Source organism: Enterobacter sp. SA187, assembly GCF_001888805.2.
Classification (GTDB): domain Bacteria; phylum Pseudomonadota; class Gammaproteobacteria; order Enterobacterales; family Enterobacteriaceae; genus Enterobacter_D.
Genome location: NZ_CP019113.1, coordinates 4,108,024 through 4,134,636 on the forward strand (window position 1 = coordinate 4,108,024; position 26,613 = coordinate 4,134,636).

27 protein-coding genes are annotated in these 26,613 nt (G+C 55.7%); 9 read left to right on the plus strand and 18 right to left on the minus strand.

Annotation, left to right across the window (positions count from 1 at the left end; genetic code table 11):
* Positions 1 to 59 precede the first annotated feature (59 nt).
* The 6 genes from nuoF to lrhA all read right to left on the minus strand — a co-directional run bounded on the left by nuoF (position 60) and on the right by lrhA (position 6,489).
* On the minus strand, positions 60 to 1,397 hold the full coding sequence (gene nuoF / locus BMF08_RS19700) for an NADH-quinone oxidoreductase subunit NuoF (protein WP_072569204.1): 1,338 nt from the start codon (positions 1,395 to 1,397) through the stop codon (positions 60 to 62).
* Positions 1,394 to 1,894, minus strand: coding sequence for an NADH-quinone oxidoreductase subunit NuoE (nuoE, locus tag BMF08_RS19705; RefSeq protein WP_072569205.1), 501 nt, complete (start codon positions 1,892 to 1,894; stop codon positions 1,394 to 1,396). The genes nuoF and nuoE overlap by 4 nt, the downstream gene beginning before the upstream one ends.
* A gap of 2 nt (positions 1,895 to 1,896) precedes the next feature.
* The gene (nuoC, locus tag BMF08_RS19710; RefSeq protein ID WP_099458775.1) at positions 1,897 to 3,699 is read right to left on the minus strand and encodes an NADH-quinone oxidoreductase subunit C/D; all 1,803 of its coding nucleotides are present in this window, start codon (positions 3,697 to 3,699) and stop codon (positions 1,897 to 1,899) included.
* A gap of 88 nt (positions 3,700 to 3,787) precedes the next feature.
* The gene (nuoB, locus tag BMF08_RS19715; RefSeq protein ID WP_072569206.1) at positions 3,788 to 4,462 is read right to left on the minus strand and encodes an NADH-quinone oxidoreductase subunit NuoB; all 675 of its coding nucleotides are present in this window, start codon (positions 4,460 to 4,462) and stop codon (positions 3,788 to 3,790) included.
* Between the two features lie 15 nt (positions 4,463 to 4,477).
* Positions 4,478 to 4,921: an NADH-quinone oxidoreductase subunit NuoA gene (gene nuoA / locus BMF08_RS19720; protein WP_072569207.1), complete on the minus strand. Its 444-nt coding sequence runs from the start codon at positions 4,919 to 4,921 to the stop codon at positions 4,478 to 4,480.
* A gap of 629 nt (positions 4,922 to 5,550) precedes the next feature.
* Positions 5,551 to 6,489 carry a transcriptional regulator LrhA gene (gene lrhA, locus BMF08_RS19730; RefSeq protein ID WP_072569209.1) on the minus strand — a complete coding sequence of 313 codons (939 nt, stop codon included), beginning with the start codon at positions 6,487 to 6,489 and terminating at the stop codon, positions 5,551 to 5,553.
* Between the two features lie 891 nt (positions 6,490 to 7,380).
* Between lrhA and alaA the strand changes: the two genes are divergently transcribed.
* Positions 7,381 to 8,595, plus strand: a complete 1,215-nt coding sequence (gene alaA, locus BMF08_RS19735; RefSeq protein ID WP_072569210.1) for an alanine transaminase AlaA — start codon at positions 7,381 to 7,383, stop codon at positions 8,593 to 8,595.
* Between the two features lie 80 nt (positions 8,596 to 8,675).
* Positions 8,676 to 9,275 (plus strand): 5'-deoxynucleotidase, encoded by a 600-nt coding sequence (yfbR, locus tag BMF08_RS19740; RefSeq protein ID WP_072569211.1) that lies wholly within the window; start codon positions 8,676 to 8,678, stop codon positions 9,273 to 9,275.
* Positions 9,276 to 9,378: 103 nt separating this feature from the next.
* On the opposite strand, the gene BMF08_RS19745 is transcribed toward yfbR, so the two are convergent.
* The 4 genes from BMF08_RS19745 to yfbV all read right to left on the minus strand — a co-directional run bounded on the left by BMF08_RS19745 (position 9,379) and on the right by yfbV (position 12,989).
* Positions 9,379 to 11,211, minus strand: a complete 1,833-nt coding sequence (locus BMF08_RS19745; protein ID WP_072569212.1) for an SLC13 family permease — start codon at positions 11,209 to 11,211, stop codon at positions 9,379 to 9,381.
* 76 nt (positions 11,212 to 11,287) lie between these two features.
* Positions 11,288 to 11,953, minus strand: a complete 666-nt coding sequence (locus BMF08_RS19750) for a sugar phosphatase (protein WP_318377283.1) — start codon at positions 11,951 to 11,953, stop codon at positions 11,288 to 11,290.
* Positions 11,954 to 11,957: 4 nt separating this feature from the next.
* A complete protein-coding gene (locus BMF08_RS19755) occupies positions 11,958 to 12,452 on the minus strand; it encodes a YfbU family protein (RefSeq protein ID WP_072569214.1) in 495 nt (164 codons plus the stop codon).
* Positions 12,453 to 12,533: 81 nt separating this feature from the next.
* Positions 12,534 to 12,989, minus strand: coding sequence for a terminus macrodomain insulation protein YfbV (yfbV, locus tag BMF08_RS19760; RefSeq protein WP_072569215.1), 456 nt, complete (start codon positions 12,987 to 12,989; stop codon positions 12,534 to 12,536).
* A 338-nt stretch (positions 12,990 to 13,327) separates the two neighbouring features.
* Here yfbV and ackA point away from each other — a divergent pair, with 338 nt between their 5' ends.
* Positions 13,328 to 14,530 (plus strand): acetate kinase, encoded by a 1,203-nt coding sequence (gene ackA / locus BMF08_RS19765; protein WP_072569216.1) that lies wholly within the window; start codon positions 13,328 to 13,330, stop codon positions 14,528 to 14,530.
* Between the two features lie 78 nt (positions 14,531 to 14,608).
* Positions 14,609 to 16,750, plus strand: a complete 2,142-nt coding sequence (gene pta, locus BMF08_RS19770; protein WP_072569217.1) for a phosphate acetyltransferase — start codon at positions 14,609 to 14,611, stop codon at positions 16,748 to 16,750.
* Positions 16,751 to 16,859: 109 nt separating this feature from the next.
* Here the strand turns inward: pta and BMF08_RS19775 are convergent, their stop codons facing one another.
* The 5 genes from BMF08_RS19775 to BMF08_RS19795 form a co-directional block, all read right to left on the minus strand.
* Positions 16,860 to 17,813, minus strand: a complete 954-nt coding sequence (locus tag BMF08_RS19775) for a transketolase family protein (protein ID WP_072569218.1) — start codon at positions 17,811 to 17,813, stop codon at positions 16,860 to 16,862.
* Complete coding sequence (locus BMF08_RS19780; protein ID WP_072569219.1) at positions 17,806 to 18,639, minus strand: transketolase; 834 nt, start codon at positions 18,637 to 18,639, stop codon at positions 17,806 to 17,808. Before BMF08_RS19780 ends, BMF08_RS19775 begins: the two co-directional genes overlap by 8 nt.
* Positions 18,636 to 20,027 carry a PTS ascorbate transporter subunit IIC gene (locus BMF08_RS19785; protein ID WP_072569220.1) on the minus strand — a complete coding sequence of 464 codons (1,392 nt, stop codon included), beginning with the start codon at positions 20,025 to 20,027 and terminating at the stop codon, positions 18,636 to 18,638. The genes BMF08_RS19780 and BMF08_RS19785 overlap by 4 nt, the downstream gene beginning before the upstream one ends.
* A 22-nt stretch (positions 20,028 to 20,049) precedes the next feature.
* Complete coding sequence (locus BMF08_RS19790) at positions 20,050 to 20,322, minus strand: PTS sugar transporter subunit IIB (RefSeq protein WP_072569221.1); 273 nt, start codon at positions 20,320 to 20,322, stop codon at positions 20,050 to 20,052.
* 81 nt (positions 20,323 to 20,403) lie between these two features.
* Positions 20,404 to 20,847: a PTS sugar transporter subunit IIA gene (locus BMF08_RS19795; RefSeq protein WP_072569222.1), complete on the minus strand. Its 444-nt coding sequence runs from the start codon at positions 20,845 to 20,847 to the stop codon at positions 20,404 to 20,406.
* Positions 20,848 to 21,094: 247 nt separating this feature from the next.
* Here BMF08_RS19795 and BMF08_RS19800 point away from each other — a divergent pair, with 247 nt between their 5' ends.
* On the plus strand, positions 21,095 to 22,114 hold the full coding sequence (locus BMF08_RS19800; protein WP_072569223.1) for a LacI family DNA-binding transcriptional regulator: 1,020 nt from the start codon (positions 21,095 to 21,097) through the stop codon (positions 22,112 to 22,114).
* 2 nt (positions 22,115 to 22,116) lie between these two features.
* Here BMF08_RS19800 and yfcD read toward each other — a convergent pair whose 3' ends face one another.
* The 3 genes from yfcD to yfcF are packed head-to-tail and all read right to left on the minus strand — an operon-like array spanning position 22,117 to position 23,969.
* Positions 22,117 to 22,659, minus strand: coding sequence for an NUDIX hydrolase YfcD (gene yfcD / locus BMF08_RS19805; RefSeq protein WP_072569494.1), 543 nt, complete (start codon positions 22,657 to 22,659; stop codon positions 22,117 to 22,119).
* Between the two features lie 57 nt (positions 22,660 to 22,716).
* The gene (gene yfcE / locus BMF08_RS19810) at positions 22,717 to 23,268 is read right to left on the minus strand and encodes a phosphodiesterase (protein ID WP_072569224.1); all 552 of its coding nucleotides are present in this window, start codon (positions 23,266 to 23,268) and stop codon (positions 22,717 to 22,719) included.
* A gap of 56 nt (positions 23,269 to 23,324) precedes the next feature.
* The gene (gene yfcF / locus BMF08_RS19815; RefSeq protein ID WP_072569225.1) at positions 23,325 to 23,969 is read right to left on the minus strand and encodes a glutathione transferase; all 645 of its coding nucleotides are present in this window, start codon (positions 23,967 to 23,969) and stop codon (positions 23,325 to 23,327) included.
* 133 nt (positions 23,970 to 24,102) lie between these two features.
* Here yfcF and yfcG point away from each other — a divergent pair, with 133 nt between their 5' ends.
* The 4 genes from yfcG (at position 24,103) to BMF08_RS19835 (ending at position 26,597) form a co-directional block, all read left to right on the plus strand.
* On the plus strand, positions 24,103 to 24,732 hold the full coding sequence (gene yfcG / locus BMF08_RS19820; protein ID WP_072569226.1) for a GSH-dependent disulfide bond oxidoreductase: 630 nt from the start codon (positions 24,103 to 24,105) through the stop codon (positions 24,730 to 24,732).
* Positions 24,733 to 24,797: 65 nt separating this feature from the next.
* Positions 24,798 to 25,160: a dihydroneopterin triphosphate 2'-epimerase gene (gene folX, locus BMF08_RS19825; protein WP_072569227.1), complete on the plus strand. Its 363-nt coding sequence runs from the start codon at positions 24,798 to 24,800 to the stop codon at positions 25,158 to 25,160.
* 18 nt (positions 25,161 to 25,178) lie between these two features.
* On the plus strand, positions 25,179 to 26,072 hold the full coding sequence (locus tag BMF08_RS19830; protein WP_072569228.1) for a TIGR01777 family oxidoreductase: 894 nt from the start codon (positions 25,179 to 25,181) through the stop codon (positions 26,070 to 26,072).
* Between the two features lie 12 nt (positions 26,073 to 26,084).
* Complete coding sequence (locus tag BMF08_RS19835; protein ID WP_072569495.1) at positions 26,085 to 26,597, plus strand: GNAT family N-acetyltransferase; 513 nt, start codon at positions 26,085 to 26,087, stop codon at positions 26,595 to 26,597.
* Positions 26,598 to 26,613: the final 16 nt, after the last annotated feature.

Sequence of the window (26,613 nt, forward strand, 5' to 3'; positions counted from 1 at the left end):
GTTACCACTTCCTCATTCAGGCTGCCTCTGCGTTGGCTGCCTGGATGAACTTGTGGGCTTCACCAGCGGGCTTTCAACAGGTTCGGCTGAATACCGTTGATTGCATGGGTATTGCTGAACGGCTGTTTGATGCCAGCTTCGAATTCTTCGCGGAAATATTTAATCGCGCTTTGCAGCGGTTCAACCGCGCCCGGCGCGTGTGCGCAGAAGGTTTTACCCGGCCCGAGGAAACGACACAGTTGCTCAAGTGTCTCGATATCCCCTGGCTGGCCTTCGCCACGCTCAATGGCACGCAGAATTTTCACGCTCCATGGCAGACCATCGCGGCACGGCGTACACCAGCCACAGGACTCACGGGCAAAGAACTCTTCCAGGTTACGCACCAGGCCAACCATGCCGATCTCGTGATCCACCGCCATCGCCAGCGCCGTACCTAAACGGCTGCCCGCTTTGCCGATGCTTTCGAATTCCATTGGCAGATCGAGATGCGCTTCGGTTAAGAAGTCAGTTCCCGCGCCGCCCGGCTGCCAGGCTTTGAATTTCAGGCCATCGCGCATGCCGCCCGCGTAATCTTCGAGAATTTCACGCGCGGTGGTGCCGAACGGTAGTTCCCACACGCCCGGATTTTTCACGCGGCCGGAGAAGCCCATCAGTTTGGTGCCGGCATCTTTGCTGGTCGAGATGCCCTGATACCACTCCACGCCGTTCGCGAGGATAGCCGGTACGTTACACAGCGTTTCAACGTTGTTAACGCAGGTCGGTTTACCCCATACGCCGGAGCTTGCCGGGAACGGCGGCTTGGAACGCGGGTTCGCGCGGCGGCCTTCAAGGGAGTTAATCAGCGCGGTTTCTTCACCGCAAATGTAACGCCCTGCCCCGGTGTGCACGAAAAGTTCGAAGTCAAAACCGCTGCCGAGGATGTTTTTGCCAAGCAGACCGGCTTCGGTCGCTTCGGCAATCGCACGGCGCAAGTGCACGGCTGCTTCGATGTATTCGCCACGCAGGAAGATATAGCCACGGTATGCTTTCAGCGCGAACGCGGAAATGAGCATGCCTTCCACCAGCAGGTGCGGCAGTTGCTCCATCAGCAGACGGTCTTTATAGGTGCCCGGCTCCATTTCATCGGCGTTACACAGCAGGTAACGGATGTTCATGGATTCGTCTTTCGGCATCAGGCTCCACTTAAGGCCGGTGGAGAAGCCCGCGCCGCCGCGCCCTTTCAGACCTGAGTCTTTTACGGCGTTAACGATATCGTCCGGTGCCATGCCGGTCAGCGCTTTACGCGCGCCTTCATAGCCATTTTTGCTCTGGTATTCTTCAAGCCATACCGGCTGTTTGTCATCACGCAGACGCCAGGTCAGCGGATGGGTTTCGGGAGTACGGATAATGTTTTTCATTTATACCGCTCCAGCAGCTCAGGGATCGCCTCCGGCGTCAGATGGCTGTGAGTATCCTCATCAATCATCATGCTCGGACCTTTGTCGCAGTTACCCAGGCAGCAGGTCGGCAGCAGCGTAAAGCGACCGTCGAAGGTCGTCTGCCCCGGCTTGATATTGAGCTTCTGCTCAATTGCCGACTGAATGCCCTGGTAGCCGGTGATGTGACACACTACGCTGTCGCAATAGCGGATCACATGGCGGCCAACCGGCTGACGGAAGATCTGGCTGTAGAACGTCGCCACGCCTTCCACATCACTTGCCGGAATATCCAGCACTTCTGCGATCGCATAGATCGCGCCATCCGGCACCCAGCCACGCTGTTTCTGAACGATTTTCAGCGCTTCAATGGACGCCGCACGCGGGTCTTCGTAGTGGTGCTTCTCGTGCTCAATGGCATCGCGCTCGAGGGCACTCAGCTCGAAAGCCTCGGTCTGTGGTTGTTGATTCTCGTGCATAATTAGCGGTCCACATCTGACATAACAAAATCGATACTACCCAGATAGACGATAAGGTCGGATACCAGGCTGCCGCGGATCGCTGACGGGATCTGCTGCAAATGCGGGAAGCTTGGCGTACGCACACGGGTGCGGTAGCTCATGGTGCTGCCGTCGCTGGTCAGGTAGTAACTGTTAATACCCTTGGTTGCTTCAATCATCTGGAAGGATTCGTTGGCCGGCATGACCGGACCCCAGGAAACCTGCAGGAAGTGAGTAATCAGGGTTTCGATATGTTGCAGCGTGCGCTCTTTCGGCGGCGGCGTGGTCAGCGGGTGATCCGCTTTGAACGGGCCTTCCGGCATGTTATTGAGGCACTGCTCAAGGATGCGCAGACTCTGGCGCAGCTCTTCAACTTTCAGCATTACGCGGGTATAGCTGTCGCTTACCCCGCCGCCTACCGGCACTTCAAAGTCGAAGTTCTCATAACCGGAGTACGGACGCGCCTTACGCACGTCGAAGTTGATGCCGGTCGCACGCAGGCCCGCGCCGGTGGTGCCCCACTCCAGCGCTTCTTTCGCGCCGTAAGCGGCCACGCCCTGGGAGCGGCCTTTCAGAATGCTGTTACGCAGCGCGGCTTTCTCATAGGAAGCCAGACGCTTCGGCATCCAGTCGAGGAATTCACGCAGCAGGCGATCCCAGCCGCGCGGCAGATCGTGCGCGACACCGCCAATGCGGAACCAGGCCGGGTGCATACGGAAGCCGGTGATCGCTTCCACCAGATCGTAGATTTTCTGACGATCGGTAAAGGCGAAGAAGACCGGCGTCATCGCGCCCACGTCCTGAATAAAGGTCGAGATGTACAGCAGGTGGCTGTTGATGCGGAACAGCTCAGAGAGCATCACGCGGATCACATCGACGCGTTCAGGCACTTTAATGCCCGCCAGTTTTTCAACCGCCAGCACGTAAGGCATTTCGTTAACGCAGCCGCCGAGGTATTCGATACGGTCGGTATACGGAATGTAGCTGTGCCAGGACTGGCGCTCGCCCATTTTTTCCGCGCCGCGGTGGTGATAGCCGATATCCGGGACGCAATCGACGATCTCTTCGCCGTCGAGCTGCAGGATAATACGGAATGCACCGTGCGCAGACGGGTGGTTCGGACCGAGGTTAAGGAACATAAAGTCCTCGTTATCGGTACCGCGTTTCATGCCCCAGTCTTCCGGCTTGAAGGTCAGCGCTTCCATCTCCAGATCCTGTTTGGCTTTGGTCAGCTCAAATGGATCGAATTCGGTGGCGCGCGCCGGGTAGTCTTTGCGTAGCGGGTGGCCGGTCCAGGTCTGCGGCATCATGATGCGCGTCAGGTGCGGGTGGCCTTCGATATTGATACCGAACATTTCCCAGGTTTCACGCTCATACCAGTTGGCGTTCGGGAAAAGTTTGGTGAAGGTCGGCACATTCAGATCGTTTTCTGACAGCGCCACCTTCAGCATGATATCGCGGTTGCGATCGAAGGAAATCAGGTGATAGAAAACGGAAAAATCCGCGGCGGGTAACCCGTCACGGTGGGTGCGCAGACGTTCGTCCATGCCGTGTAAATCGAACAGCATGACGTACGGTTTCGGCACTTTCTTTAAGAAATCGCCAACTTCCAGCAATTGTTCACGCTTCACCCAGACAACGGGTACCCCGGTGCGGGTCGCCTGAACGGTAAAGGCATCCGGCCCAAAACGGTTGCGCAGTTCGCCGATGATCGGGTCATCGAGATGGTCCCTGGTCTGCCATGCGGCGTCTTGCGCGGTTAAGTCGGTCATAGTGTTCACCATTGCAAATGGTCCGTGGTGACTGTCGGGCGTGGCTTCGCGCTATTTGTTTTGATATGCGAAGGGTTTCTCCACAGCCCGCAGGCGCAAATTAAATCTCGTCAGGAGAACGCAGATTGGTTACAGCAATGCGTTCACCGCGTTTGCGCTCGCGCTCTGACTGCATGTTGGCGCGATAAACGCCCTGATCGCCAACCACCCAGGAGAGCGGACGACGTTCTTTACCAATCGATTCCTGCAACAGCATCAGTGCCTGCATATACGCTTCCGGGCGCGGCGGACAGCCAGGAATGTACACATCCACCGGGAGGAATTTGTCAACGCCCTGCACCACGGAGTAAATGTCGTACATGCCGCCGGAGTTGGCGCAGGCACCCATGGAGATCACCCATTTTGGCTCAAGCATCTGGTCATAAAGACGCTGAATGACCGGGGCCATTTTGGTGAAAGGTGTGCCGGCGATAACCATCAGGTCAGCCTGACGCGGGGACGCACGCAATACTTCAGCGCCGAAACGCGCCACGTCGTGCACCGCCGTAAAGGAGGTCACCATTTCAACGTAGCAGCAGGACAGGCCAAAGTTATAAGGCCAGATTGAGTTTTTGCGGCCCCAGTTGACCATATCGTGCAGGACATTTTCGAGCTTGCCCATGAACACGCTACGGTTCACTTCCTGCTCCAGGGGGTCTGTTACGATCTCCTGTTTTTGCAGGGGGTAACGGTCGTTCTCACCGTTAGGATCTATGCGGGTGAGCGTGTAATCCATCTTATTGCCTCGCGGTTAGCCTTGACGGTTAGTGTTACCGGTGATTTCAGGGTTCATACGCTCGCGACGCGAACGCACAGGTGTCCAGTCCAGCGCGCCAATACGCACCAGATAAACCAAACCCGCCAGTAGCACTAAAATGAAAATTGCGGCCTCGACAAAGCCGACCCAACCGCTTTCACGGATAGAGGTTGACCATGCGTAGAGATAGAGCGCTTCCACGTCGAAGATGACGAAGAACATGGCTACCAGATAGAACTTGGCAGACAAGCGCAGGCGAGCCGTGCCGACGGAATCGATACCCGATTCAAACGGCGTGTTCTTATGCCTGGCGCGGGCCCTACCGCCCAAGAACCAGCCGCCTACCAACATCAGGCAGCACAGGCCTATAGCAACAATAAGAAAGATAGCGAATGCCCAGTGATGAGCGATAACTTCAGTGGATGTTGACATACGCATTGCTTAACTCAAAAAGTAGCGCTGAAACCTCTGCTCTTGCTGGCAGATGAACGCCACATCGATTTAAGGGAGGAACAAAAAAAACCATACATTTACTGCGAGTAGTGCCGTAGACAGTAAAATGATGTGGTTTTTTACTCCTTTCTATAACCTTTTGTCAACTTTAACAAAAGTTACCTCACATTAGTTTACATCCAAGACATTTCATTAACATTTAATGCCTTTTTATTCGCCAGTGGTAAAACGCCGGGAGCATTTTTACCCTGTTGAATCGTGTCCGTTGTGAGGTTAAACAAAAATTACCCTCTTATTTTGACAGGATTTCCCCAGGATTCCTCCCCCTAAATGGGAGTATTTTCTTGATCTGTGACACGCTTTTGTTAATTCACCCAAAAAAACAGCAACAAACCAGCTCGTTTTTTAACATGAACAGCAGCTATGAATAAGACCATTACGGGCAGGGATATAGCAAAACGCCAATCATTAACATAATGATATATATAGATATAAATGATGATTTAAGATTAAAACTGATGGGATAGTGAGGTTTTCAAACCAAAGGCGGCATTATTGCCGCCATTGGTTTGTTTTGCGTAATTACATTTTGTTACGAGTTTACAGCACAGTTGTTACTCAAGATCCTGCTCGACAATAAAGGGATCCCCACCCTCTTGCGGAGTAACGGTGCTGTACTGCCAGGGCGTGTGATAATTTTCCATCGCCTGGAAGACAACCTGCGCCAGTTCGCTCTCTGCCTGCGGGTTATGGCAGAGTACGTATTCCGTGTCGGCCAGCGGCGGCAGACCGTCGGCCGGGCCCAGCACGCGCAGATCCGGACTCATCATTTCTACCGGCCGGGCAGTGACCCCCAGTCCGGCTTTCACCGCGGCTTTGACTGCCGCAAGGGTTGAGGCCACATACGCCATGCGCCAGGGAATATCTGCCGCATTCAGCGTGTGAATAACCGTATCGCGCAGTACGCTCGGATCCTCCAGCAGCACCAGCGGCAGCGACTCCCCTTTTTGCAGAACGTATTCCGCGGCGCAGTACCAGTGGGTTGGCGAACGGCGCAGGGTCAGGGATTCGAATTGCGCAGGCCGGTGGGTGCTGACCACCAGATCCACTTCATTACTTTCCAGCATCTCCAGAATATAGGGCGTGCGTTTAACGCGCACATCCAGAGCAATTTTCGGATAGACCGTGCTGATGCGATTTAACAAAAACGGCAGTATGGTATCTGCGGATTCGTCAGACGCGCCGATGGTCAACACGCCCTGGATATTACTGAACATCAACGAGGTGCAGGCTTCATCATTAAAGCGCAGAATTTTTCGCGCATAGCCCAGCAACTGGATGCCATGTTCAGTCAACAGTTTGTTGCGACCATGACGGGCAAACAGCTCTTTCCCCACCAGCTGCTCAAGGCGTTGCATTTGCTGACTGACCGCTGACTGTGTGCGGCAAACTGCCGCCGCTGCCGCTGCGAAAGTGTTAAGATCGGCAACCGCAACAAAAGTTCTCAGCAGATCGAGGTCGAGATTTAGTATCGGACGATTTGCATTTATCATATTTTTTCACTCCCAGGTCGCCCTCGATGAGCCGCCCGGTATTTGCTGTATTCGTAAGAAAGAAGTAATTCCATTTAAAACATGCATCCAGCAACGTCATGGTCCAGGGTGGATTTGACGCAGGTCAGGGCATCTATTTTGCGGGCTTATCTGGCAAATCCCGCTTATGGTCTTATTTTCGACTGCTCGGGTTAGCATTGATATAAGTAAACAAACATTTACCGGTAAAATCTTTATCTCAGTTTACATTCGTTTGCGTTTTCACGCGGGTACCGCAATACCTGAACCCCAACGTTTTTATTATCGATTACAAAATAAAATCCTGTAATAACAATGAATTGAATTTTGTAATAGATATGACAACCAAAAAAAGCCATACGTATCCGGCATTTGTTACAGGCATCTTACCGCAAAAACCTTATTTTCATAAGTGTTATTGGGAATGTTCTGATGCTAACGAAGACCGGAGACGTAGCTTAGACTTATTGATATTTACCGTCACCCTGATTTTTCAATCATAATATTAAATAAATATTAATTGATAAATTGAGAATTCATTAATACTGCTGAACAATAGCGGGCGCACGGTTTTGATTCCGTCTAATCCAGTTCATGCCGCAAACACGCTGATATAACGGCCTCAACGAATATCAGACTAAAACTCCCGTGATTTCCTTTAAGCCAAGATCAAGCGCTTTCACTGCAAATTAAACAGGAATTTTAACTGGACAACCACTCCCCCGCGCAGCGTTAACCTCTGCCAGCGACTGACGAAAGGCCGCAAAATCTTCTTCTGTAAAGCCTTCTAAACTGCCACCCGGCGGAGTACATTATTCGGTGCTGACTTCCACGGCAGGGAGTGGCCAATAACAGCTAAAAGGTCAAAGGTTCATGTCACCCATCGAAAAATCCAGCAAGTTAGATAACGTCTGTTACGACATTCGTGGCCCGGTGCTTAAAGAAGCAAAACGCCTCGAAGAAGAAGGCAATAAAGTTCTTAAGCTCAATATCGGCAACCCCGCGCCTTTTGGCTTTGAAGCGCCGGACGAGATCCTTGTTGACGTTATTCGTAATCTCCCGACCGCCCAGGGATATTGCGATTCCAAGGGATTATATTCCGCCCGTAAAGCGATCATGCAGCACTATCAGGCACGCGGCATGCGCGACGTCACCGTGGAAGATATTTATATCGGCAACGGCGTGTCTGAACTTATCGTGCAGTCCATGCAGGCGCTGCTGAACAGCGGTGATGAAATGCTGGTGCCCGCGCCGGACTACCCATTATGGACCGCCGCCGTCGCGCTCTCCAGCGGTAAAGCCGTGCACTATATTTGCGACGAGTCTTCCGACTGGTTCCCGGATCTTGACGATATTCGCGCGAAAATCACGCCCCGTACCCGCGGCATCGTGATCATTAACCCGAACAACCCGACCGGCGCGGTTTATTCAAAAGAGCTGCTGCTGGAGATCGTCGAGATCGCCCGTCAGCATAACCTGATCATCTTCGCCGATGAGATCTACGACAAAATTCTCTATGACGAGGCAGAACACCACTCCATTGCGCCACTGGCGCCGGATCTGCTGACCATCACCTTTAACGGTCTGTCCAAAACCTACCGCGTGGCGGGCTTCCGTCAGGGCTGGATGGTACTGAACGGCCCGAAAACACACGCTAAAGGTTATATCGAAGGGCTGGAGATGCTGGCGTCAATGCGCCTGTGCGCCAACGTTCCGGCGCAGCACGCCATTCAGACCGCGCTGGGTGGCTATCAGAGCATCAGCGAGTTTATCGTGCCGGGCGGACGCCTGTACGAGCAGCGCAACCGCGCATGGGAGCTGATCAACGATATTCCTGGCGTCTCCTGCACCAAGCCGAAAGGCGCGCTCTATATGTTCCCGAAAATTGATGCGAAACGCTTCAATATTCACGACGACCAGAAAATGGTGCTCGATTTCCTGTTGCAGGAAAAGGTGCTGCTGGTGCAGGGAACGGCGTTTAACTGGCCGTGGCCGGATCATGTGCGCATCGTGACGCTGCCGCGTCTTGACGATCTGGAAATGTCCATCACCCGCTTTGGTCGCTTCCTGTCGGGTTATCGCCAGTAACATACGCAAGGGGGAAGTTTGCATCTTCCCCCGCTCTGCGGGCACAATGGCTTTACGTTGTTGCCACCGGCAGGTTACCCATGAGTCAAAGTCATTTCTTCGCCCATCTTTCCCGTCTTAAATTAATCAATCGCTGGCCGCTGATGCGCAATGTGCGCACGGAAAACGTCTCTGAGCATAGTTTGCAGGTGGCGATGGTTGCCCATGCGCTGGCGGCGATCAAAAACCGCAAATTTAACGGCAACGTCAATGCCGAGCGTATTGCGCTGCTGGCGATGTATCACGACGCCTCGGAAGTGCTGACCGGCGATCTCCCTACCCCGGTAAAATATTTCAATACGCAGATCGCCCAGGAATACAAAGCAATTGAGAAAATCGCCCAGCAGAAGCTGGTGGATATGGTGCCGGAAGAGCTGCGGGATATTTTTGCGCCGCTGATCGACGAGCACCAGTACAGCGAAGACGAAAAGCTGATCGTCAAACAGGCGGATGCCCTGTGCGCCTACCTGAAATGTCTGGAAGAGCTGTCTGCCGGAAATAATGAATTTTTGCTGGCGAAGTCGCGGCTGGAAAAAACCCTCGCCGCGCGACGCAGCGAGGAGATGGATTATTTTATGGCAGTATTTGTACCGAGTTTTCAGCTGTCGCTGGATGAGATCAGCCAGGATTCTCCACTCTGACCGCCCTGCCCGGCGGCGCTGCGCTTGCCGGGCCTGTGATTTCACACCAAATCGTAGGTCGGGTAAAACGCAGTCGCCACCCGGCAAAATATCCCCTCATACCTCAAAACGGGAACAACACCGGGATCAACACTACGCACACCACCATCACGATCAGGGTGAACGGCACGCCAATCTTCACAAAATCGCTGAACTTATAATTCCCCGGTCCCAGCACTAAGGTATTCACCGGCGAGGAGACCGGCGTCATAAAGGCGGCAGAGGCCGCCATCGCCACCATCATGGCGAAGGGGTATGGCGATAATTCCATGGATTTGGCAGTCGCCAGCGCAATAGGCGCCATCAGTACCGCCGTGGCGGTATTGGAAATAAAAAGGCCAATGGTGGCGCAGAGGACAAACAGACAAAGCAGCATCATGTGCGGCCCGTAGCCGCCGCCGAACTGCATCAGCCCTTTTACTGCCAGATCCACGCCGCCGGTCTTTTGCAGCGCCAGCGCAAAGGGCATCATGCCGACGATAAGAATAATGCTCGGCCAGTGAATGGCTTTCCAGGCGCTTTCCGCGTCGATACAGCGGAACTTGCCCATCAGCAGACAGGCGATAATGGCCGCGATGGGATTGGGGATCTCATCGGTCAGCATCAGGGCGATCATCAGCACCAGACAAAAAATGGCATGGGGCGCCTGGCTGTGCGCGGGGGAGGCATCGCTCTCCTCCACCGGCATATTCAGCACCACAAAATCGCGGCCCTTCTGCCCCAGCGCGGAAATCAGCTTCCAGTTGCCGATCACCAGAAAAATATCCCCCAGCGCCAGCGGCTCATCGACGATGGCCCCCTCAAGGGCGCTGCCGTCGCGCTTGATACCCACCACGTTCAGGCCGTAACGACTGCGAAAGCCGATTTCACGTACCGTTTTACCGATAAGCTCGGAATTGGGGATCAACGACACTTCCGCCATGCCCACATCCAGCGCCTGGTCGGAAAAATACTCGCCGCGCAGGATCATCGGCTCCAGCTGCTGCTCGCTGCAAAACTCACGCAAATCAACATCCGCCGCCGACATATCGATCAGCAGCACATCGCGGGCGCGGAATTCCGACACGCCGTTAACGTTGACCATCACGCGGCGAAAATGCCGCCAGCGCTCGACGCCGATGACGTTCGCGCCGTAGCGCTCGCGCAGTTTCAGATCGTCCAGCCGCTGGCCGATCATCGGCGAGCCGGGGCGGATCGCCAGACGCCGTGCGCGCCCGGTCAGGCGATACTCTTTAATTAAGTCGCGAAAGGTGCGGCGCTTCCAGCCGTCGCGCTGATGCTCCGGCTGCTCGCCTTTCAGCGCAAAGCGCATTATCAGCATGTACAGGATGCCAAGCCCGAGGATCGCCAGCCCCAGCGGCGTGACGCTGAAAAAGTTAAAGCCCGTCAGCCCCTCGCGCAACAATTCGCTGTTCACCACCAGGTTCGGCGGTGTGGCGACCAGCGTCATCATGCCGCTGATAAGCCCGGCAAAGCTGAGCGGCATCATCAACCGCGACGGCGAGATTTTCATGCGTATGGAGACGCTGAGCACGACGGGAATAAATATGGCGACCACGCCGGTTGAGCTCATGAAGGCGCCGAGGCCCGCAACGGTGATCATCAACATCACCAGCATTCTGGTTTCGCTGCTGCCCGCCACCTTAACCAGCCACGCGCCCATACTGGTGGCGACGCCGGTACGTACCAGACCGTCGCCCATCACAAAGAGCGCGGCGATAAGAATGACGTTAGGATCGCTGAAGCCGGAAAAGGCTTCGCTGAGCGTTAAGGTTCCACTAAGTACGAAGGCGATGATCACCAGCAGCGCGACGGCATCCATGCGCACCTTGCCGGTAGCAAAAAGTACAATGGCCACGCCCAGAAGGCAAAGAACCCAAATTAATTCCCCGTTCACCCTATATCCTTATTCGTTGAGAGGGTAATTATTGTGCCATAAAAAAGCCCCGTCGGAACGGGGCTAAATCATGGGATCAGGCGTTAATTTGTACTTCTACTTCACCGTCCGGCCGCCGGGTGATGACCAGCGCCTCCAGGCTTTGCAGCGCAAAATCCACTTCATCAAGACGCGGTGAGTTTTCCGGGGCGTTAACGGAAATGACATGGCAGCCCGCCGCCAGCCCGGAGAGGATCCCGGCGGAGGCATCTTCCACCACCACACAGTTTTCCGCTGGCAGGCCGAGCAGCTCCGCTCCCAGCAGATAGGCGTCCGGCTCCGGTTTGCCGCGTTTCACCTGTTCGGCGGTGACAAATACTTTCGGCGAGGGTAAACCGGCGGCCTGATGCCGCGCACGGGCGACCGGCATCGATCCGGACGTCACGATCGCCCAGGGAATGTCCAGCGCGTCGAGATGCGTCAGCAGCGCCACCGCCCCCGGCAGCGCGATGATACCGGTGGTGTCGCTGGCTTCGATGCCTTCCAGACGGGTGAATTCCGCGGCGATCTCCTCTTCACTGCGTCCTTTCATAAAGTGACGCAGCGAGGTGATGGCCTGTTTGCCGTGGATGAAATTCAGCACCTCGTCATGCGCGATGCCAAAACGGTCCGCCCAGTTACACCACGCCCGCTCAACGGCTGGCAGCGAGTCCACCAGCGTGCCATCCAGGTCAAACAAAAATCCTTTACACAGCACAGGCAGGTCCTCAGGCGTTAATAATCTGGTTAATTTCGTTGGCGCTCAGATGGTACTGACGCGGGCAGGCATGCCATGCGCCCAGCATACGCTGGTATTTTTCCCACATCGGGGTTTGTGCATTGAAGCCATGCGTACCGGCATCGAAATCGGTGTAACGCCCTTCGGTGTTCACCATAAAGCGAACATAGCTGAGGTAACGGGATTCTGTCGCCGCATCGAAGCCGAGAAAAGTGACCCGACGCTCGTCAATCGTCTGCGCGTCTTTCAGGTTGGTCCAGGATACGTGCAGCGCGTGATACATCTCCATAATGTCGATCACCACCCGGCAGGTCTCTTCCGACAGCTCGCCGAATTCACGATCCAGTTCGCGCATTTGCAGGCCAAAGCCGCGTTCCACGATGGTTTGCAGACGGCGGTAACGCTCGGCATTATTGGGATCCAGCATGGTCATCATTTTGTACTGATTCGACAGGATCAGGCGTTGGGCGTTGGTCATTTCCATTCGTTACTCCTCATTACTTCACGGCAAAAAAAAGAGGCACATAAATTATGTGCCTTCTTTATATGCGTAATCATGGGCGAATTACAAATCATCCAGGAAAGTTTTATCCAGTTGTTTGAAGGCGCGCTTAAGCGTGTCAGCCAGCGCCTGATAATCGGGTTTGCCTTCAACAGGGGCCAGCGCCTGCCCGGCCTCCTGGAGTTTGCCCCGCACTTCATAAAACCATTGCAGAATGGAGGGCGGTAATGGCGTGACCGAACGCTTGCCCAGCCACCACAGGCCCTGCATCGGCAGGCTCAGCGCAAAAAGCGCGGTGGCCACCGCCGGACCAAGTTGACCGCCAAGGGCGATCTGCCAGCAAAGGGTGAATACCGCGAGGGGCGGCATAAAGCGAATGGCGTAGCGCGTAACGCGGATCGTGCGGTTTTCAACAAAAAGCGGAGCGAGGCTCTTTTCCATGGGCCAGGTTTTCGCATAATGCTGTCCCCGACGAAACAGGCTGAAAAAGCTCACATGGCGATCTTCAGGTGCAGACATGGCGTTACCTCAACTTCACATATAAAAATTAAAAAATTTGTGCAAAACAACAACTGCTCGGGACAACGTTCAAAATATTTTGTCATACCACGCTGCTATCAGGTATCCTGTTTCAGCCTGATTTGGCCATAGACGACGAATCAAACATCGTCAATTTAATGAATATTATGCCACTGCCTGAAATTTGTACAAAATGGCATAAAATTATCTGTATTCCCTTTCATCGTGCCAAAAAGTTAACTGAGCATGATGTTAATCATAAATGTCAGCGTCATCATACGCTACGCTGTGAGACTCACTGACGTTTTTTTAGCCACGTATCAATAATAGGTACTTCCATGTCGAGTAAGTTAGTACTGGTTCTGAACTGCGGTAGCTCCTCACTGAAATTCGCAATTATCGATGCTGTAAACGGTGAAGAGTACCTTTCTGGTTTAGCCGAATGTTTCCATCTTCCTGAAGCCCGCCTGAAATGGAAAATGGACGGCAATAAACAAGAAGCGGCTTTAGGTGCAGGTGCCGCTCACAGTGAAGCGCTGAACTTTATCGTTAACACTATTCTGGCACAAAAACCAGAACTGTCTGCGCAGCTGACCGCGATTGGTCACCGTATCGTCCACGGCGGTGAAAAATTCACCAGCTCCGTAATCATCGACGAGTCCGTGATCCAGGGTATCAAAGACGCCGCGCCGTTCGCACCGCTGCATAACCCGGCTCATCTGATCGGCATTACCGAAGCACTGAAATCCTTCCCGCATCTGAAAGACAAAAACGTGGCAGTGTTCGACACCGCGTTCCATCAGACCATGCCGGAAGAGTCTTACCTCTATGCCCTGCCGTACAACCTGTACAAAGAGCACGGCGTTCGTCGTTACGGTTTCCACGGCACCAGCCACTACTTCGTGACGCAAGAAGCGGCCAAAATGCTGAACAAGCCGGTAGCAGAACTGAACATCATCACCTGCCACCTGGGTAACGGCGGTTCTGTTTCCGCTATCCGCAACGGCGAGTGTGTCGATACTTCCATGGGTCTGACCCCGCTGGAAGGCCTGGTAATGGGCACCCGTACCGGTGACCTGGATCCGGCTATTATCTTCTTCCTGCACGATAACCTGGGCATGAGCGTTGATGACATCAACACCATGCTGACCAAACAGTCCGGCCTGCTGGGTCTGACCGAAGTCACCAGCGACTGCCGTTATGTTGAAGACAACTACGCAGAAAAAGCGGACGCTAAACGTGCAATGGACGTTTACTGCCACCGTCTGGCGAAATACATCGGCTCTTACACTGCGCTGATGGACGGCCGTCTGGACGCCGTTGTCTTCACCGGCGGTATCGGTGAAAACGCCGCAATGGTGCGTGAACTGTCCCTGGGCAAACTGGGCGTTCTGGGCTTCGATGTTGATCATGAACGTAACCTGGCTGCCCGCTTCGGCAAATCCGGTTTCATCAACAAAGAAGGCACCACCCCGGCGATGGTTATCCCGACCAACGAAGAGCTGGTCATCGCACAAGACGCTAACCGTCTGACTGCCTGATTCACCACACCGCCAGCCAACGCTGGCGGTGCTGTTTTATCTTCCGCCCGCAGCGGCGGTAACGAAAGAGGATAAATCGTGTCCCGTATTATTATGCTCATCCCTACCGGAACCAGCGTCGGCCTGACCAGCGTCAGCCTCGGTGTGATCCGTGCAATGGAACGCAAAGGCGTTCGTCTGAGCGTGTTCAAACCTATCGCCCAGCCGCGCGCTGGCGGCGATGCCCCTGACCAGACCACCACCATCGTGCGCGCAAACTCCGGCCTGCCGGCTGCGGAACCGCTGAAAATGAGCCACGTGGAATCTCTGCTCTCCAGCAACCAGAAAGATGTGCTGATGGAAGAGATCATCGCCCGCTACCACGAAAGCGCGAAAGACGCGGAAGTGGTGCTGGTTGAAGGCCTGGTGCCGACGCGTAAGCATCAGTTCGCCCAGTCGCTGAACTATGAAATCGCCAAAACCCTGAATGCCGAAATCGTGTTTGTCATGTCCCAGGGCACCGATACGGCGGAGCAGATCAAAGAGCGTATTGAACTGACCCGCAGCAGCTTCGGCGGCGCGAAAAACGCCAACATTACCGGCGTTATCGTTAACAAGCTGAATGCCCCGGTTGACGAGCAGGGTCGTACCCGCCCGGATCTGTCCGAGATTTTCGACGACTCTTCCAAAGCGCAGGTCAGCAATATCGATCCGACCCAGCTGCAACACTCCAGCGCGCTGCCAGTGCTGGGCGCAGTGCCGTGGAGCTTCGATCTGATCGCCACCCGTGCTATCGATATGGCGCGTCACCTGAACGCCACCATCGTTAACGAAGGCGACATCAATACCCGCCGCGTGAAGTCCGTGACTTTCTGCGCGCGCAGCATTCCGCACATGCTGGAACATTTCCGTCCGGGCTCCCTGCTGGTGACGTCTGCAGACCGTCCTGACGTGCTGGTGGCCGCCTGCCTCGCCGCGATGAACGGCGTGGAAATCGGCGCTATCCTGCTGACCGGCGCTTATGAAATGGACGCCCGCGTCGCCAAACTGTGTGAACGTGCTTTCGCCACCGGCCTGCCGGTATTCATGGTGAACACCAACACCTGGCAGACCTCCCTGAGCCTGCAAAGCTTCAACCTCGAAGTGCCGGCTGATGACCACCAGCGTATCGAGAAAGTTCAGGAATACGTTGCCAGCTACATCAATGCTGACTGGATCGAGTCCCTGACCGCCACCTCCGAGCGTAGCCGTCGTCTCTCTCCGCCAGCGTTCCGCTATCAGCTGACCGAGCTGGCCCGTCAGGCTGGCAAACGCGTTGTGCTGCCGGAAGGCGACGAGCCGCGTACCGTTAAAGCGGCTGCCATCTGCGCAGAGCGCGGCATCGCCACCTGTGTGCTGCTGGGTAACCCGGACGAAATCAACCGCGTTGCGGCATCCCAGGGCGTAGAGCTGGGCGCTGGCATTGAAATCGTCGATCCGGAAGTGGTGCGTGAAAGCTACGTTGCCCGTCTGGTTGAGCTGCGTAAGAACAAAGGCATGACCGAAGCCGTTGCCCGCGAACAGCTGGAAGACAACGTGGTGCTGGGTACGCTGATGCTGGAGCAGGACGAAGTTGACGGTCTGGTTTCCGGTGCGGTTCACACCACCGCGAACACCATCCGTCCGCCGTTACAGCTGATCAAAACCGCGCCGGGTAGCTCGCTGGTCTCTTCCGTGTTCTTCATGCTGCTGCCGGAACAGGTTTATGTTTACGGTGACTGCGCGATCAACCCGGATCCGACCGCTGAACAGCTGGCAGAGATCGCTATCCAGTCCGCTGACTCCGCCGTGGCCTTCGGTATCGAGCCGCGCGTGGCAATGCTCTCCTACTCCACCGGTAACTCTGGTGCAGGTAGCGACGTAGAGAAAGTCCGCGAAGCGACCCGTATCGCTCAGGAAAAACGTCCGGATCTGGTTATCGACGGTCCGTTGCAGTATGACGCAGCAGTAATGGCTGACGTGGCGAAATCCAAAGCGCCGAACTCGCCGGTTGCGGGTCGTGCTACCGTGTTCATCTTCCCGGATCTGAATACCGGTAACACCACTTACAAAGCGGTACAGCGTTCTGCCGACCTGATCTCCATCGGGCCGATGCTGCAGGGTATGCGTAAGCCGGTGAACGACCTGTCCCGTGGCGCGCTGGTAGACGATATTGTCTACACCATCGCCCTGACGGCGATCCAGTCTTCGCAGCAGCAGTAATACCGGACGCCCGGTGGCGCTAACGCTTACCGGGCCTACGGTTTTGTAGGCCGGATAAGCGAAGCGCCATCCGGCAAGAAAGGCGACCCCATACAGGTCGCCTTTTTATTTACAACAACTCCCGCGCCGCCGTGACAATATCCTGCGCCGTCAGGCCATACTCTTTTTGCAGGAAATCCTGGGTGCCCACCTGGCCGTACCGCCCTTTAACCCCGACGCGACGCATCGGCACCGGGCAGGTTTCCACCAGCACTTCCGCCACCGCAGAACCCAGTCCGTTGTGAATACTGTGGTTTTCACAGGTCACCACTTTGCCGGTTTTCTCGGCGTAGTTTTTGATCAGCATCCGGTCAATGGGTTTTAGCGTGAACATGTCGATCACCGCCGCGCTGACACCCTCCTGCGCCAGCGTCTCTGCGGCTTGCAACGCTTCCGCCACCATAATGCCGTTCGCGATAAGCGTGATGTCGCTGCCATCGCGCAGCACGTTGCCTTTGCCGATGGTAAAAACCGAGCCGGGCGCATAAACCGTCGCCGCCTGTTTACGGATGGTGCGCAGCCAGTAAAAGCCGTCGAGCGTCATCAGCTGGCGCAGCACATCATCGAACATCACCGCGTCGGTAACTTCCAGCACCACCGAGTGCGCCAGCCCGCGCACAATGCCCATATCCTCGAAGGACATGTGGGTGCCGCCATTGTGACAGGCGGTCACCCCCGCATCTGAGGCAATAACCTTCACGTTATTGCGCTGATAGTCCAGCGCCATAAACAGCTGATCGAAACAGCGACGGCTGGCGAAGGCGGTAAAGGTATGCACAAAGGGTTTACGCCCAGTGAGGGAAAGCCCCGCCGCGGTGCCGATGACGTTAGCTTCCATGATGCCGCAGTTGATCACGTGCTGCGGATAACGCTTGTGCACGCCATCCATCGCCATGGAACTCATCAAATCCGCTTCCAGCGCGATAATATCGCTGCCGCTCTCAATCTGCTCTGCCACAAATCCGGCGTACACTTTACGCATTTCAACGGCGTCTTTTCCCCCGACGGGTGCGAGCTTAATCATGCGCGGCCTCCAGTTGTGCGATGGTCTGATCCAGCGCCTGCTTCATCTCATCCGTCAGGCGTAAATGGTGTGAATTGCCGAGCTGTTCCAGATAAGGCACGCCCTGGCCCTTGATGCTGTCGAGGATCACCACCCTGGGGCGCGCCTCCGCCGCCGGTCGCGGCGCCACTACCTCCAGCAGCCCGGCAATGTCGTCGCCTTTAACGGTATAAACGTCATAGCCGAAGGCGCGGAATTTCCCCTCCAGATCGAAGGCGCAGATGATCTCGTCCAGCTCGCCGTCCAGCTGCTGTTTGTTCCAGTCGACAAATACCGTCAGGTTATTCAGCCGGTGATGAGCGATAAACTGGAACGCCTCCCAGCACTGGCCTTCGTTCAGCTCGCCGTCGCCGACGATGCAGAACACCCGGTTCGCGCGCCCGGCCAGCTTATGGGATAACGCCATGCCGCCCGCGATGGAGATCCCCTGCCCCAGCGAGCCGGTGGTCGCATCCACGCCGCGGGTTTTCAGCCGATCCGGGTGGCTTGGCAGGCGTGTGCCGTTCTGATTAAGGGTCTGCAACTCCTCAAGCGGGAAATAGCCCTTAATGGCGAGAGTACTGTAGAGCGCCGGCCCGGCATGCCCCTTCGACAGGACGAAGTAATCACGCTGCGGCCAGTCGGGATCCGCCGGATCGATACGCATCACTTCGCCGTACAATACCGCCAGGGTTTCCACCACCGACATGCTGCCGCCGTAATGCCCGAAACCCAGCGTGGTCAGTGATTTCAGGGTGGCGATGCGGATCTCCCGCGCCAGCTGCGTCAGTTCTGCAATACTGCTCATAATTTCGCTCCGCTATTGGGCTGCGTGTCGCCAGCCGCAGGTTTTTTTCGTGCAAACAGATTCCACGCCACCAGCGCGGCGAACAGCGCCACCACCAGCCCGGTGATCGCCAGCGGTGAGAGATAGCGCGCCAGATTGCCCAGCACGATGCCGATCACGCCGAAATCCGCGTCCGAGAAGGTGGTATTGGCGAAACCGATGGCCCCCAGCACCGGCAACAGCAGCACTGGCAGGAAGGTAATTAACAGCCCGTTGGCAAACGCGCCCAGCATCGCGCCACGCCGTCCGCCGGTAGCGTTACCAAACACGCCTGCGGTGGCACCGGTAAAGAAGTGCGGCACCACGCCCGGCAGGATCAGCACCAGTTTCATCTGACCGAGCAGGAACAGCCCCACCAGCCCGCCGAGGAAGCTGAACAGGAAACCGATCAGCACGGCGTTGGGCGCATACGGATAAACCACCGGGCAATCCAGCGCCGGGCGGGCATTGGGCACCAGTTTTTCTGAAAAGCCGGTAAATGCCGGAACAATTTCCGCGAGGATCAGACGCACGCCCTGGAGAATGATAAATACCCCGGCGGCAAAGGTGATGGCCTGAATAATGGCGTACACGAGGAAGTTCTGTCCGCCGCTAATGGTGCTTTCGATATATTCACGTCCGGCACAAACCGCCATGATGAGATAAATAATGATCATGGTGAGCGAGATGGAGATAGAGCTGTCGCGTAAAAAGCTCAGGTTCTTCGGCAGGTTCATCTCTTCCGTTGAACGCGAGCCCTTACCGCAGACGCTGCCGATCCAGCCAGCCAGCACATAACCCAGGGTGCCGAAGTGACCAAAGCCGATGTCGTCGGTGCCGGTAATACGCCGCATATAGCGCTGGGCAATGGCCGGGAAGAAGGCCATCACCAGACCTAAAATCAGCGAGCCGGTAAATACCAGCCCGACGCCTTCAAACCCGGCGACGGTAAGGATCACGCCGATCATACAGGCCATGTAAAACGTATGGTGCCCGGTGAGGAAGATGTACTTCAGCCGCGTAAAGCGCGCGACGATAATATTGGCGACCATACCAAAGGCCATGATCAGCGCCGTCGATGCGCCATATTTTTCCAGCGCAATGGAAACAATCGCCTCGTTATTTGGAATGATCCCCTGAATATTAAAAGCGTGTTCAAACATACCGCCTAATGGATTAAGCGATCCCACTAATACCGTGGCACCGCCGCCCAGCACAATAAAACCGAGAATGGTTTTAACCGTGCCTTTAACCACATCCGAAAAGGATTTTTTCTGCGCCACCAGACCAATTAAGGCAATTAAGCCCACCAGCACTGACGGCACTTTCAGTATATCAACAATAAAATTGAGCGTTTCAAGGATAAACATATCCGCCTCGCTTTATATGCAGTTACCGGTTGGCAAAATAAGTCTGGAGCTTGGTTTCCAGCTCATTAATATCGATAATATTGTTGATGACCACCAGCTGGTTGTCCGGCACGCTGGCGCTGGCGGCGATGTCTTTCGCCATCACGAACAGATCGGCTGCCCCTGGCGTGGCGGAGGAGAGATCGGAGTGTTCCACCTCCGCCTCAATATTCAGCTTTTTGAGCACTTTTTTAATATTCATTTCGACCATAAAACTGCTGCCGAGGCCGGATCCGCAAATTGCCATAATTTTCATTATTATCACCTTTCGTAGGGTAAAGTTCAGGCGCACCACGCAATATGGCGTGATGTTATAAAAGCATTAGCGTGTATAAATCTAAAAGCGTTGAATAATGTTTTCTATTTCCTCCCGGGTGGTTGCCTGATGTAATTCTGCTAAGTCCTGATCGCTGGAAAATAATTCCGCGAGGGTGGCGATCATCTCAATGTGACTGTGCTTATCGGCTGCCGCGAGCATAATAATCAGATCCACCGGATCGAATTCCCCGGCGTTAAATGAAACACCGTGCTGTAGTTTCAACAGTGATAAGCCGTGCGCCTTTGCCCCCTCTTCCGGCCGGGCGTGGGGCATCGCCAGCCCTGGCGCCAGCACGTAATATGCCCCCAGCGCCTGCTGCTGGCTGATGATGGCCGGTACGTAATCCGCCGTGATGACCCCTGCATCCAGCAGCGGCTGCGCGCAGATCGCCAGCGCCTGTTGCCAGTCATCAACCCGTTCGCGGCGTTGAATGGTGGGACCGTTAAGCCATGTTTCCAGCACTCTGCTTCCCTCTTTAATGGCAAAAGATGGACAAACTTTATGCAAGGATCCGCAGACTGACCGTGACGATAGTCACAAAGATAGCGCTATCAAAAACCACTGTGCAGAATTGTGATAGCGCTATCAGATCACATTCATTGTTCTGAATCGCGGTAATAATGGGGTTATACGGCGTATACTTCTTTTGCCACGAATAAAATAAATCGAAAAAAGCCACTGAGATCATCGTCTTTACGCAGGAACGAGAATGTCTATTACCCGAAAACGGCGCAATACCGGAAAGGTGACGCTGGCGGATGTTGCCCAGCTGGCGGGCGTCGGCACCATGACGGTTTCCCGTGCGCTGCGGACGCCCGAGCAGGTTTCCGGCAAGCTACGTGAAAAAATTGAGGCGGCGGTACAGGAGCTGGGCTATCTGCCTAATCTGGCGGCCAGCGCCCTCGCCTCCGCCTCGTCGTGGACCATTGCGATGGTGGTGCCCAATCTGGCGGAGTCCGGCTGTTCGGAAATGTTTGCCGGGCTTCAGCAGGTGCTGCAACCGGCGGGCTACCAGATCATGCTGGCCGAGTCGCAGCACCGGCTGGAGCAGGAAGAAAAGCTGCTGGAAACGCTGCTGGCCTCGAACCTGGCCGCCGCCATTTTGCTCAGCGTCGAGCACAGCGAAACCGTGCGTCACTGGCTGACCAACGCCAGTATTCCGGTGATGGAAATCGGCGCGACGCGAACCGATCCCATTGATATGAATATCGGCATTGATAACGTCGCCGCCATGCAGGAATTAACGCAAACGCTTATCCAGCGCGGTTATCAGAACATCGGCCTGCTGTGCGCCAATCAGGAACAGTGGATCTTTCAGCAGCATTTGCAGGGCTGGTATAAAGCCATGCTGCGCCACCATATGTCGCCCAACCGGGTAATTAACGCCGCCGCGCCGCCCACCTTTTCGACCGGCGCGGCGCAACTGCCGGAGTTTTTACTGGCATGGCCGGAGCTGGATGCGCTGGTTTGCGTGTCAGATGAGCTGGCGTGCGGCGCGCTCTATGAGTGCCAGCGGAGGCGCATCAAAGTGCCGGACGATCTGGCGATTGTCGGCTTTGGCGACAGCGATGTCAGCCGGGTATGCCAGCCGCCGCTGACCACCATCGCCGTACCGCATCGCCAGATTGGTATTGAAGCAGGTCGCGCCCTGCTGGCGCGACTGAATGATGATGACTGGACGACACGCGCGCCTATTGCCTCGACGCTGTGTCTGCGGGAGAGTTGCTGAGGTTACTGCGCCGTTTCCAGCTTTGGCTGATCGTTGTTGGCATTGCGGGTCATCCACAGTGCCAGCGCTTTCAGCGAATCCGGGGTGAACTCATCGCAGCGGGCGGTGATCTCTTCCGGCGTCATCCAGCATACTTCGCTGACTTCATCTTCCTGAAGGGCAAAGGGGCCGTGGGATACACAGCTGAACAGCGCGCCCCAGACGCGGCAGTGTTCATCTTCGAAATAGAACTGCCCGTGCTCGGCGAGGGGCACGCCCGCAATGCCTAATTCCTCTTCGGCTTCCCGGCGCGCGGAATCGAGCAAGACTTCATCCGCCTGTACCACGCCGCCCGCTGTGGCATCCAGCATACCTGGCATAAAGTCTTTGGTCTCGGTGCGGCGCTGCACCAGAATTTTGCCCATGCCATCATGCACGACGATATAGGTCGCGCGATGACGCAAACACTGCGCGCGCATTTGTTCGCGGCTGGCCTGCGCTATCACCTCATTGTCTTCGTTGACAATATCTACCCATTCCGTGCCTGTAAAATGACGTTGTTCCACCATCAGGAAACCTTCTCTCTAAGCGTTCTTATGACGCGTTTTTGGTTGTCGGGTAAATTACGGATTAATCGTGACCTGTGCAATAACGCGTTGATCATTCAGTGCGATTACACGCAAAACCTTTTCATCCAGCATGCCGTAGCTGGCGACATTTCCGCCTTTAGGAATGCTGACCGAGCCGGGATTAAAATGAACAATCTCATCACGCCGTTCCGCCACCGGCAGATGGGTATGACCATACACCAGCACATCTCCCGCTCCCAGCGGCGGCAGATTATCCGGCCCAAACAGATGCCCGTGGGTCAGAAACAACCGCTGATTATCCATCAGCACCTGTTGCCAGGGCGCGGTGATGGGAAAATTCAGCAGCATCTGATCCACTTCGCTGTCGCAGTTGCCGCGCACCGCAATAATGCGCGCCGCCTGCTCGTTCAGCCGCCCGGCCACCTGCGCAGGCGCATAGCCTTCCGGCAGCGCGTTTCGCGGCCCGTGATTCAGTATATCGCCCAGCAGCACCAGCCACTGCGCGCCGCTTTCGGCGAACCGTTGCAACACGCGTTCGGTAGCCGGTAACGATCCATGAATGTCTGAAGCGAACATCAGCTTCATTGCGCAAACCTCGTGGTAAAAATCCCGTCTAATGATAGCGGATCTCTGACCGTCGATCAGTCTGAAGGCTGCGCAGAAAGTGCGACATAACGCTGCACTGAGGAGCGCTGCCACTGGAATGTCGCGTATTCCACAAGCGCTTCGGGCACCTCATCGCCATTAAGCACCAGGCGGTTGAGCATCAGCGCCAGATCGGCATCAGCAATGCACCATTCGCCAAACAGATTCGGCTTGCCGTGAGCAAGCAGCAGGCTGGCAGTATCAAAGAGTTTTTGAGCGCTTGCCAGACCAGCGGCGCTGAGCGGCGCTTTTTTCACGCCCCCGAATACCACGTCAGTGGAGCGCTCTTCACGGATCGGCATCAGGTCGCTGCGCAGCCAGGCCTGGATTTGTCGCGCGCGGGCGCGTTTTTGCATGTCGTGGGGATAGATGCGCTCCCATTCAGGCGGGGCGAACTTCTCGTCGAGATATTCGGTAATGGCGGAGGATTCACTGAGCTCGAAACCGTCAATTTCCAGCACCGGCACGCGGCGGGTCAGCGTATAGCCCTGCCAGCCAGGGCGCGTATTTTCGCCGCTATCCAGATCCACCGTTTTCAGGGTGAAGGGCAGGCCTTTTTCGTGCAGTGCCACATACACCGACATAACATAAGGTGAAAAGTAATTTGCATCAGACCATAACGTTATTGCCGCATCGCTCATAACAACCTCACGCACCAGGGAATTTACCTTCAAAATAGTGCTTTACGACACGTCTGTCACTCAGGAAAACTCACCACGCCGGTGTTACGCCTATACTCCATTCTGCGACGCCACCGCTACGACAGGAGCTGACATGATCGATCTCTATTACGCCCCGACGCCGAACGGCCATAAAATCACCTTGTTTCTGGAAGAGGCTGAACTTGATTATCGTCTGATACCGGTAAATATCGGCAAAGGCGATCAGTTTCGCGCTGAGTTTCTGGAAATATCGCCCAATAATAAAATACCGGCCATTGTTGATCATACGCCTTCAGATGGCGGTGCGCCCCTGAGCCTGTTCGAGTCCGGGGAGATCCTGCTTTATCTGGCAGAGAAAACCGGCCTGCTGCTGAGCGGCGAGCTGCGCGAGCGGCACCGAACGCTGCAATGGCTGTTCTGGCAGGTGGGCGGCCTCGGCCCGATGCTCGGGCAAAATCATCATTTCAACCACTTCGCCCCTAAACCCGAACCTTACGCTATTGAACGCTATCAGGTGGAAACCCAGCGGCTTTATAACGTACTGAACAAACGCCTTGAGCAGGTGCCCTGGCTGGGCGGGGAACATTACAGCATCGCGGATATCGCCGCCTGGCCGTGGGTCAACAGCCATGAGCGCCAGCGGATTGATTTAAATAATTTTCCCGCGGTTAATAACTGGTTTGAGCGCATTCGTAATCGCCCCGCTACCCAGCGGGCAATGCAAAAAGCGCAGCAACTTTAGGGGCGCTGCGCGCGGCAATAATCCTCGTGTATGATGGAGCCATTCATTACAAGGAGAATTATTTCATGCCGCAACCTGATGCTGTTATTCGGATAAAAAACCTGCGCCTGAGGACTTTTATCGGCATCAAAGACGAGGAGATCGCGAACCGACAGGACATCGTGATCAACGTGGTGATCCACTATCCGGCGGAGAAAGCGCGCGCCAGCGAAGACATTAATGATGCGCTGAATTACCGGACGATCACCAAAAGCATTATTCAGCATGTGGAGAATAATCGCTTCTCCCTGCTGGAAAAATTAACCCAGGATGTACTCGATATTGCGCGGGAACATCGCTGGGTGACCTATGCTGAAGCAGAGATCGATAAACTTCACGCCCTGCGTTACGCCGATTCGGTATCCATGACCATGAGCTGGCGGCGCTGAGCGTTAACAGGAGGTTGCATGAGGGTCCTGATTACGGGCGGTACCGGGTTGATTGGCCGCCATCTTATTCCCCGTTTACTTGAACTGGGCCACAGCGTGACCGTAGTGACGCGCAACCCGCACAAGGCGCAGGGCCAGCTCGACGCCCGCGTCACGCTGTGGAAAGGGCTGCACGATCGCACGGATCTGAACGATATCGACGCGGTGATCAATCTGGCGGGCGAGCCCATCGCCGACAAACGCTGGAGCGAGACGCAAAAACAGCGCCTGTGCAACAGCCGCTGGACCATCACCCAAAAGCTTGTCGATTTGATCAAGGCCAGCGACACGCCGCCTGCGGTGCTGATTTCCGGCTCGGCCACCGGCTATTACGGTGATTTAGGGGAAGTGGTGGTTACCGAAGAGGAACCGCCGCACAACGAATTTACCCATAAGCTGTGCGCCCGCTGGGAGCAGATCGCCTGCGGCGCGCAGAGCGAGGCCACCCGCGTCTGTCTGCTGCGTACCGGCGTGGTGCTTGCCCCCAAAGGCGGGATCCTCGGAAAACTGCTGCCGGTGTTTCGCGCCGGTCTTGGCGGCCCCATTGGCAACGGGCGGCAATACATGGCGTGGATCCATATCGACGATATGGTCAACGGCATTCTCTGGCTGCTGGATAACGATCTGCGCGGCCCGTTCAATATGGTCTCGCCTTATCCGGTGCACAATGAACAGTTCGCCCACTCCCTTGGCCATGTGCTGCATCGCCCGACCATCCTGCGCACACCCGCTACCGCCATTCGCCTGCTGATGGGTGAAGCCGCAGTGCTGGTGCTGGGCGGCCAGCGAGCGCTGCCTAAACGGCTGGAGGAATCAGGCTTTGGCTTCCGCTGGTTTGAACTGGAAGACGCGCTGGCGGACGTGGTGCGCTGAATGGTACCGGTAATGGTCACTCTCACCACCCCGCGCCTGACGCTTTCCACCTTTCAGGAAAGCGACTGGCCGTTCTTTTTACGTCTGCGTCAGGATCCTGACAACATGCGCTATATGGCGGATATTGCCGCCGAGGACGAAGTGCGCCATGTGTTTTTCACCCGCCTGAATAACTCCGGGGCCTTTGTCATCCGCCGTCATCACGATGCGACGCCGCTCGGCGATCTCGGGCTGCGTATCAGCTCGCAGAATCCGCTGGAGGCGGATGTCGGCTACAGCGTGGTAAGCGAGGCGCAGGGCCAGGGCATCGCCAGCGAAGCGTTACGGGCGCTGTGTGAGTATGCGTTTGCACAGACGGGCGTGACGGCGCTGAATGCGTATGTGCTGGCGGAAAACCGCGCGTCACAACGGGTGCTGGAAAAACTGGGATTTGTGCAGACGGACGTGCTGCCAAAGGTTTACAGGGTGAACGGCGTGTTTCATGACGACTGCGTGTATCGTCTTGAGCTGGCGGATTTTAAATAAGCCCCTCACCCACAGG

Coding starts and splice junctions, on each gene's coding strand:
- ackA (WP_072569216.1), top strand. CDS start 13,328: ATGTCGAGTAAGTTAGTACTGGTTCTGAACTGCGGTAGCTCCTCACTG.
- BMF08_RS19780 (WP_072569219.1), bottom strand. CDS start 18,639: ATGAGCAGTATTGCAGAACTGACGCAGCTGGCGCGGGAGATCCGCATC.
- nuoA (WP_072569207.1), bottom strand. CDS start 4,921: ATGCGTATGTCAACATCCACTGAAGTTATCGCTCATCACTGGGCATTC.
- yfbV (WP_072569215.1), bottom strand. CDS start 12,989: ATGTCTGCACCTGAAGATCGCCATGTGAGCTTTTTCAGCCTGTTTCGT.
- folX (WP_072569227.1), top strand. CDS start 24,798: ATGCCGCAACCTGATGCTGTTATTCGGATAAAAAACCTGCGCCTGAGG.
- BMF08_RS19755 (WP_072569214.1), bottom strand. CDS start 12,452: ATGGAAATGACCAACGCCCAACGCCTGATCCTGTCGAATCAGTACAAA.
- BMF08_RS19790 (WP_072569221.1), bottom strand. CDS start 20,322: ATGAAAATTATGGCAATTTGCGGATCCGGCCTCGGCAGCAGTTTTATG.
- yfcF (WP_072569225.1), bottom strand. CDS start 23,969: ATGAGCGATGCGGCAATAACGTTATGGTCTGATGCAAATTACTTTTCA.
- nuoF (WP_072569204.1), bottom strand. CDS start 1,397: ATGAAAAACATTATCCGTACTCCCGAAACCCATCCGCTGACCTGGCGT.
- alaA (WP_072569210.1), top strand. CDS start 7,381: ATGTCACCCATCGAAAAATCCAGCAAGTTAGATAACGTCTGTTACGAC.
- BMF08_RS19835 (WP_072569495.1), top strand. CDS start 26,085: ATGGTCACTCTCACCACCCCGCGCCTGACGCTTTCCACCTTTCAGGAA.
- yfcE (WP_072569224.1), bottom strand. CDS start 23,268: ATGAAGCTGATGTTCGCTTCAGACATTCATGGATCGTTACCGGCTACC.
- BMF08_RS19775 (WP_072569218.1), bottom strand. CDS start 17,813: ATGATTAAGCTCGCACCCGTCGGGGGAAAAGACGCCGTTGAAATGCGT.
- yfcG (WP_072569226.1), top strand. CDS start 24,103: ATGATCGATCTCTATTACGCCCCGACGCCGAACGGCCATAAAATCACC.
- BMF08_RS19800 (WP_072569223.1), top strand. CDS start 21,095: ATGTCTATTACCCGAAAACGGCGCAATACCGGAAAGGTGACGCTGGCG.
- yfbR (WP_072569211.1), top strand. CDS start 8,676: ATGAGTCAAAGTCATTTCTTCGCCCATCTTTCCCGTCTTAAATTAATC.
- nuoB (WP_072569206.1), bottom strand. CDS start 4,462: ATGGATTACACGCTCACCCGCATAGATCCTAACGGTGAGAACGACCGT.
- BMF08_RS19830 (WP_072569228.1), top strand. CDS start 25,179: ATGAGGGTCCTGATTACGGGCGGTACCGGGTTGATTGGCCGCCATCTT.
- lrhA (WP_072569209.1), bottom strand. CDS start 6,489: ATGATAAATGCAAATCGTCCGATACTAAATCTCGACCTCGATCTGCTG.
- BMF08_RS19785 (WP_072569220.1), bottom strand. CDS start 20,027: ATGTTTATCCTTGAAACGCTCAATTTTATTGTTGATATACTGAAAGTG.
- nuoE (WP_072569205.1), bottom strand. CDS start 1,894: ATGCACGAGAATCAACAACCACAGACCGAGGCTTTCGAGCTGAGTGCC.
- nuoC (WP_099458775.1), bottom strand. CDS start 3,699: ATGGTGAACACTATGACCGACTTAACCGCGCAAGACGCCGCATGGCAG.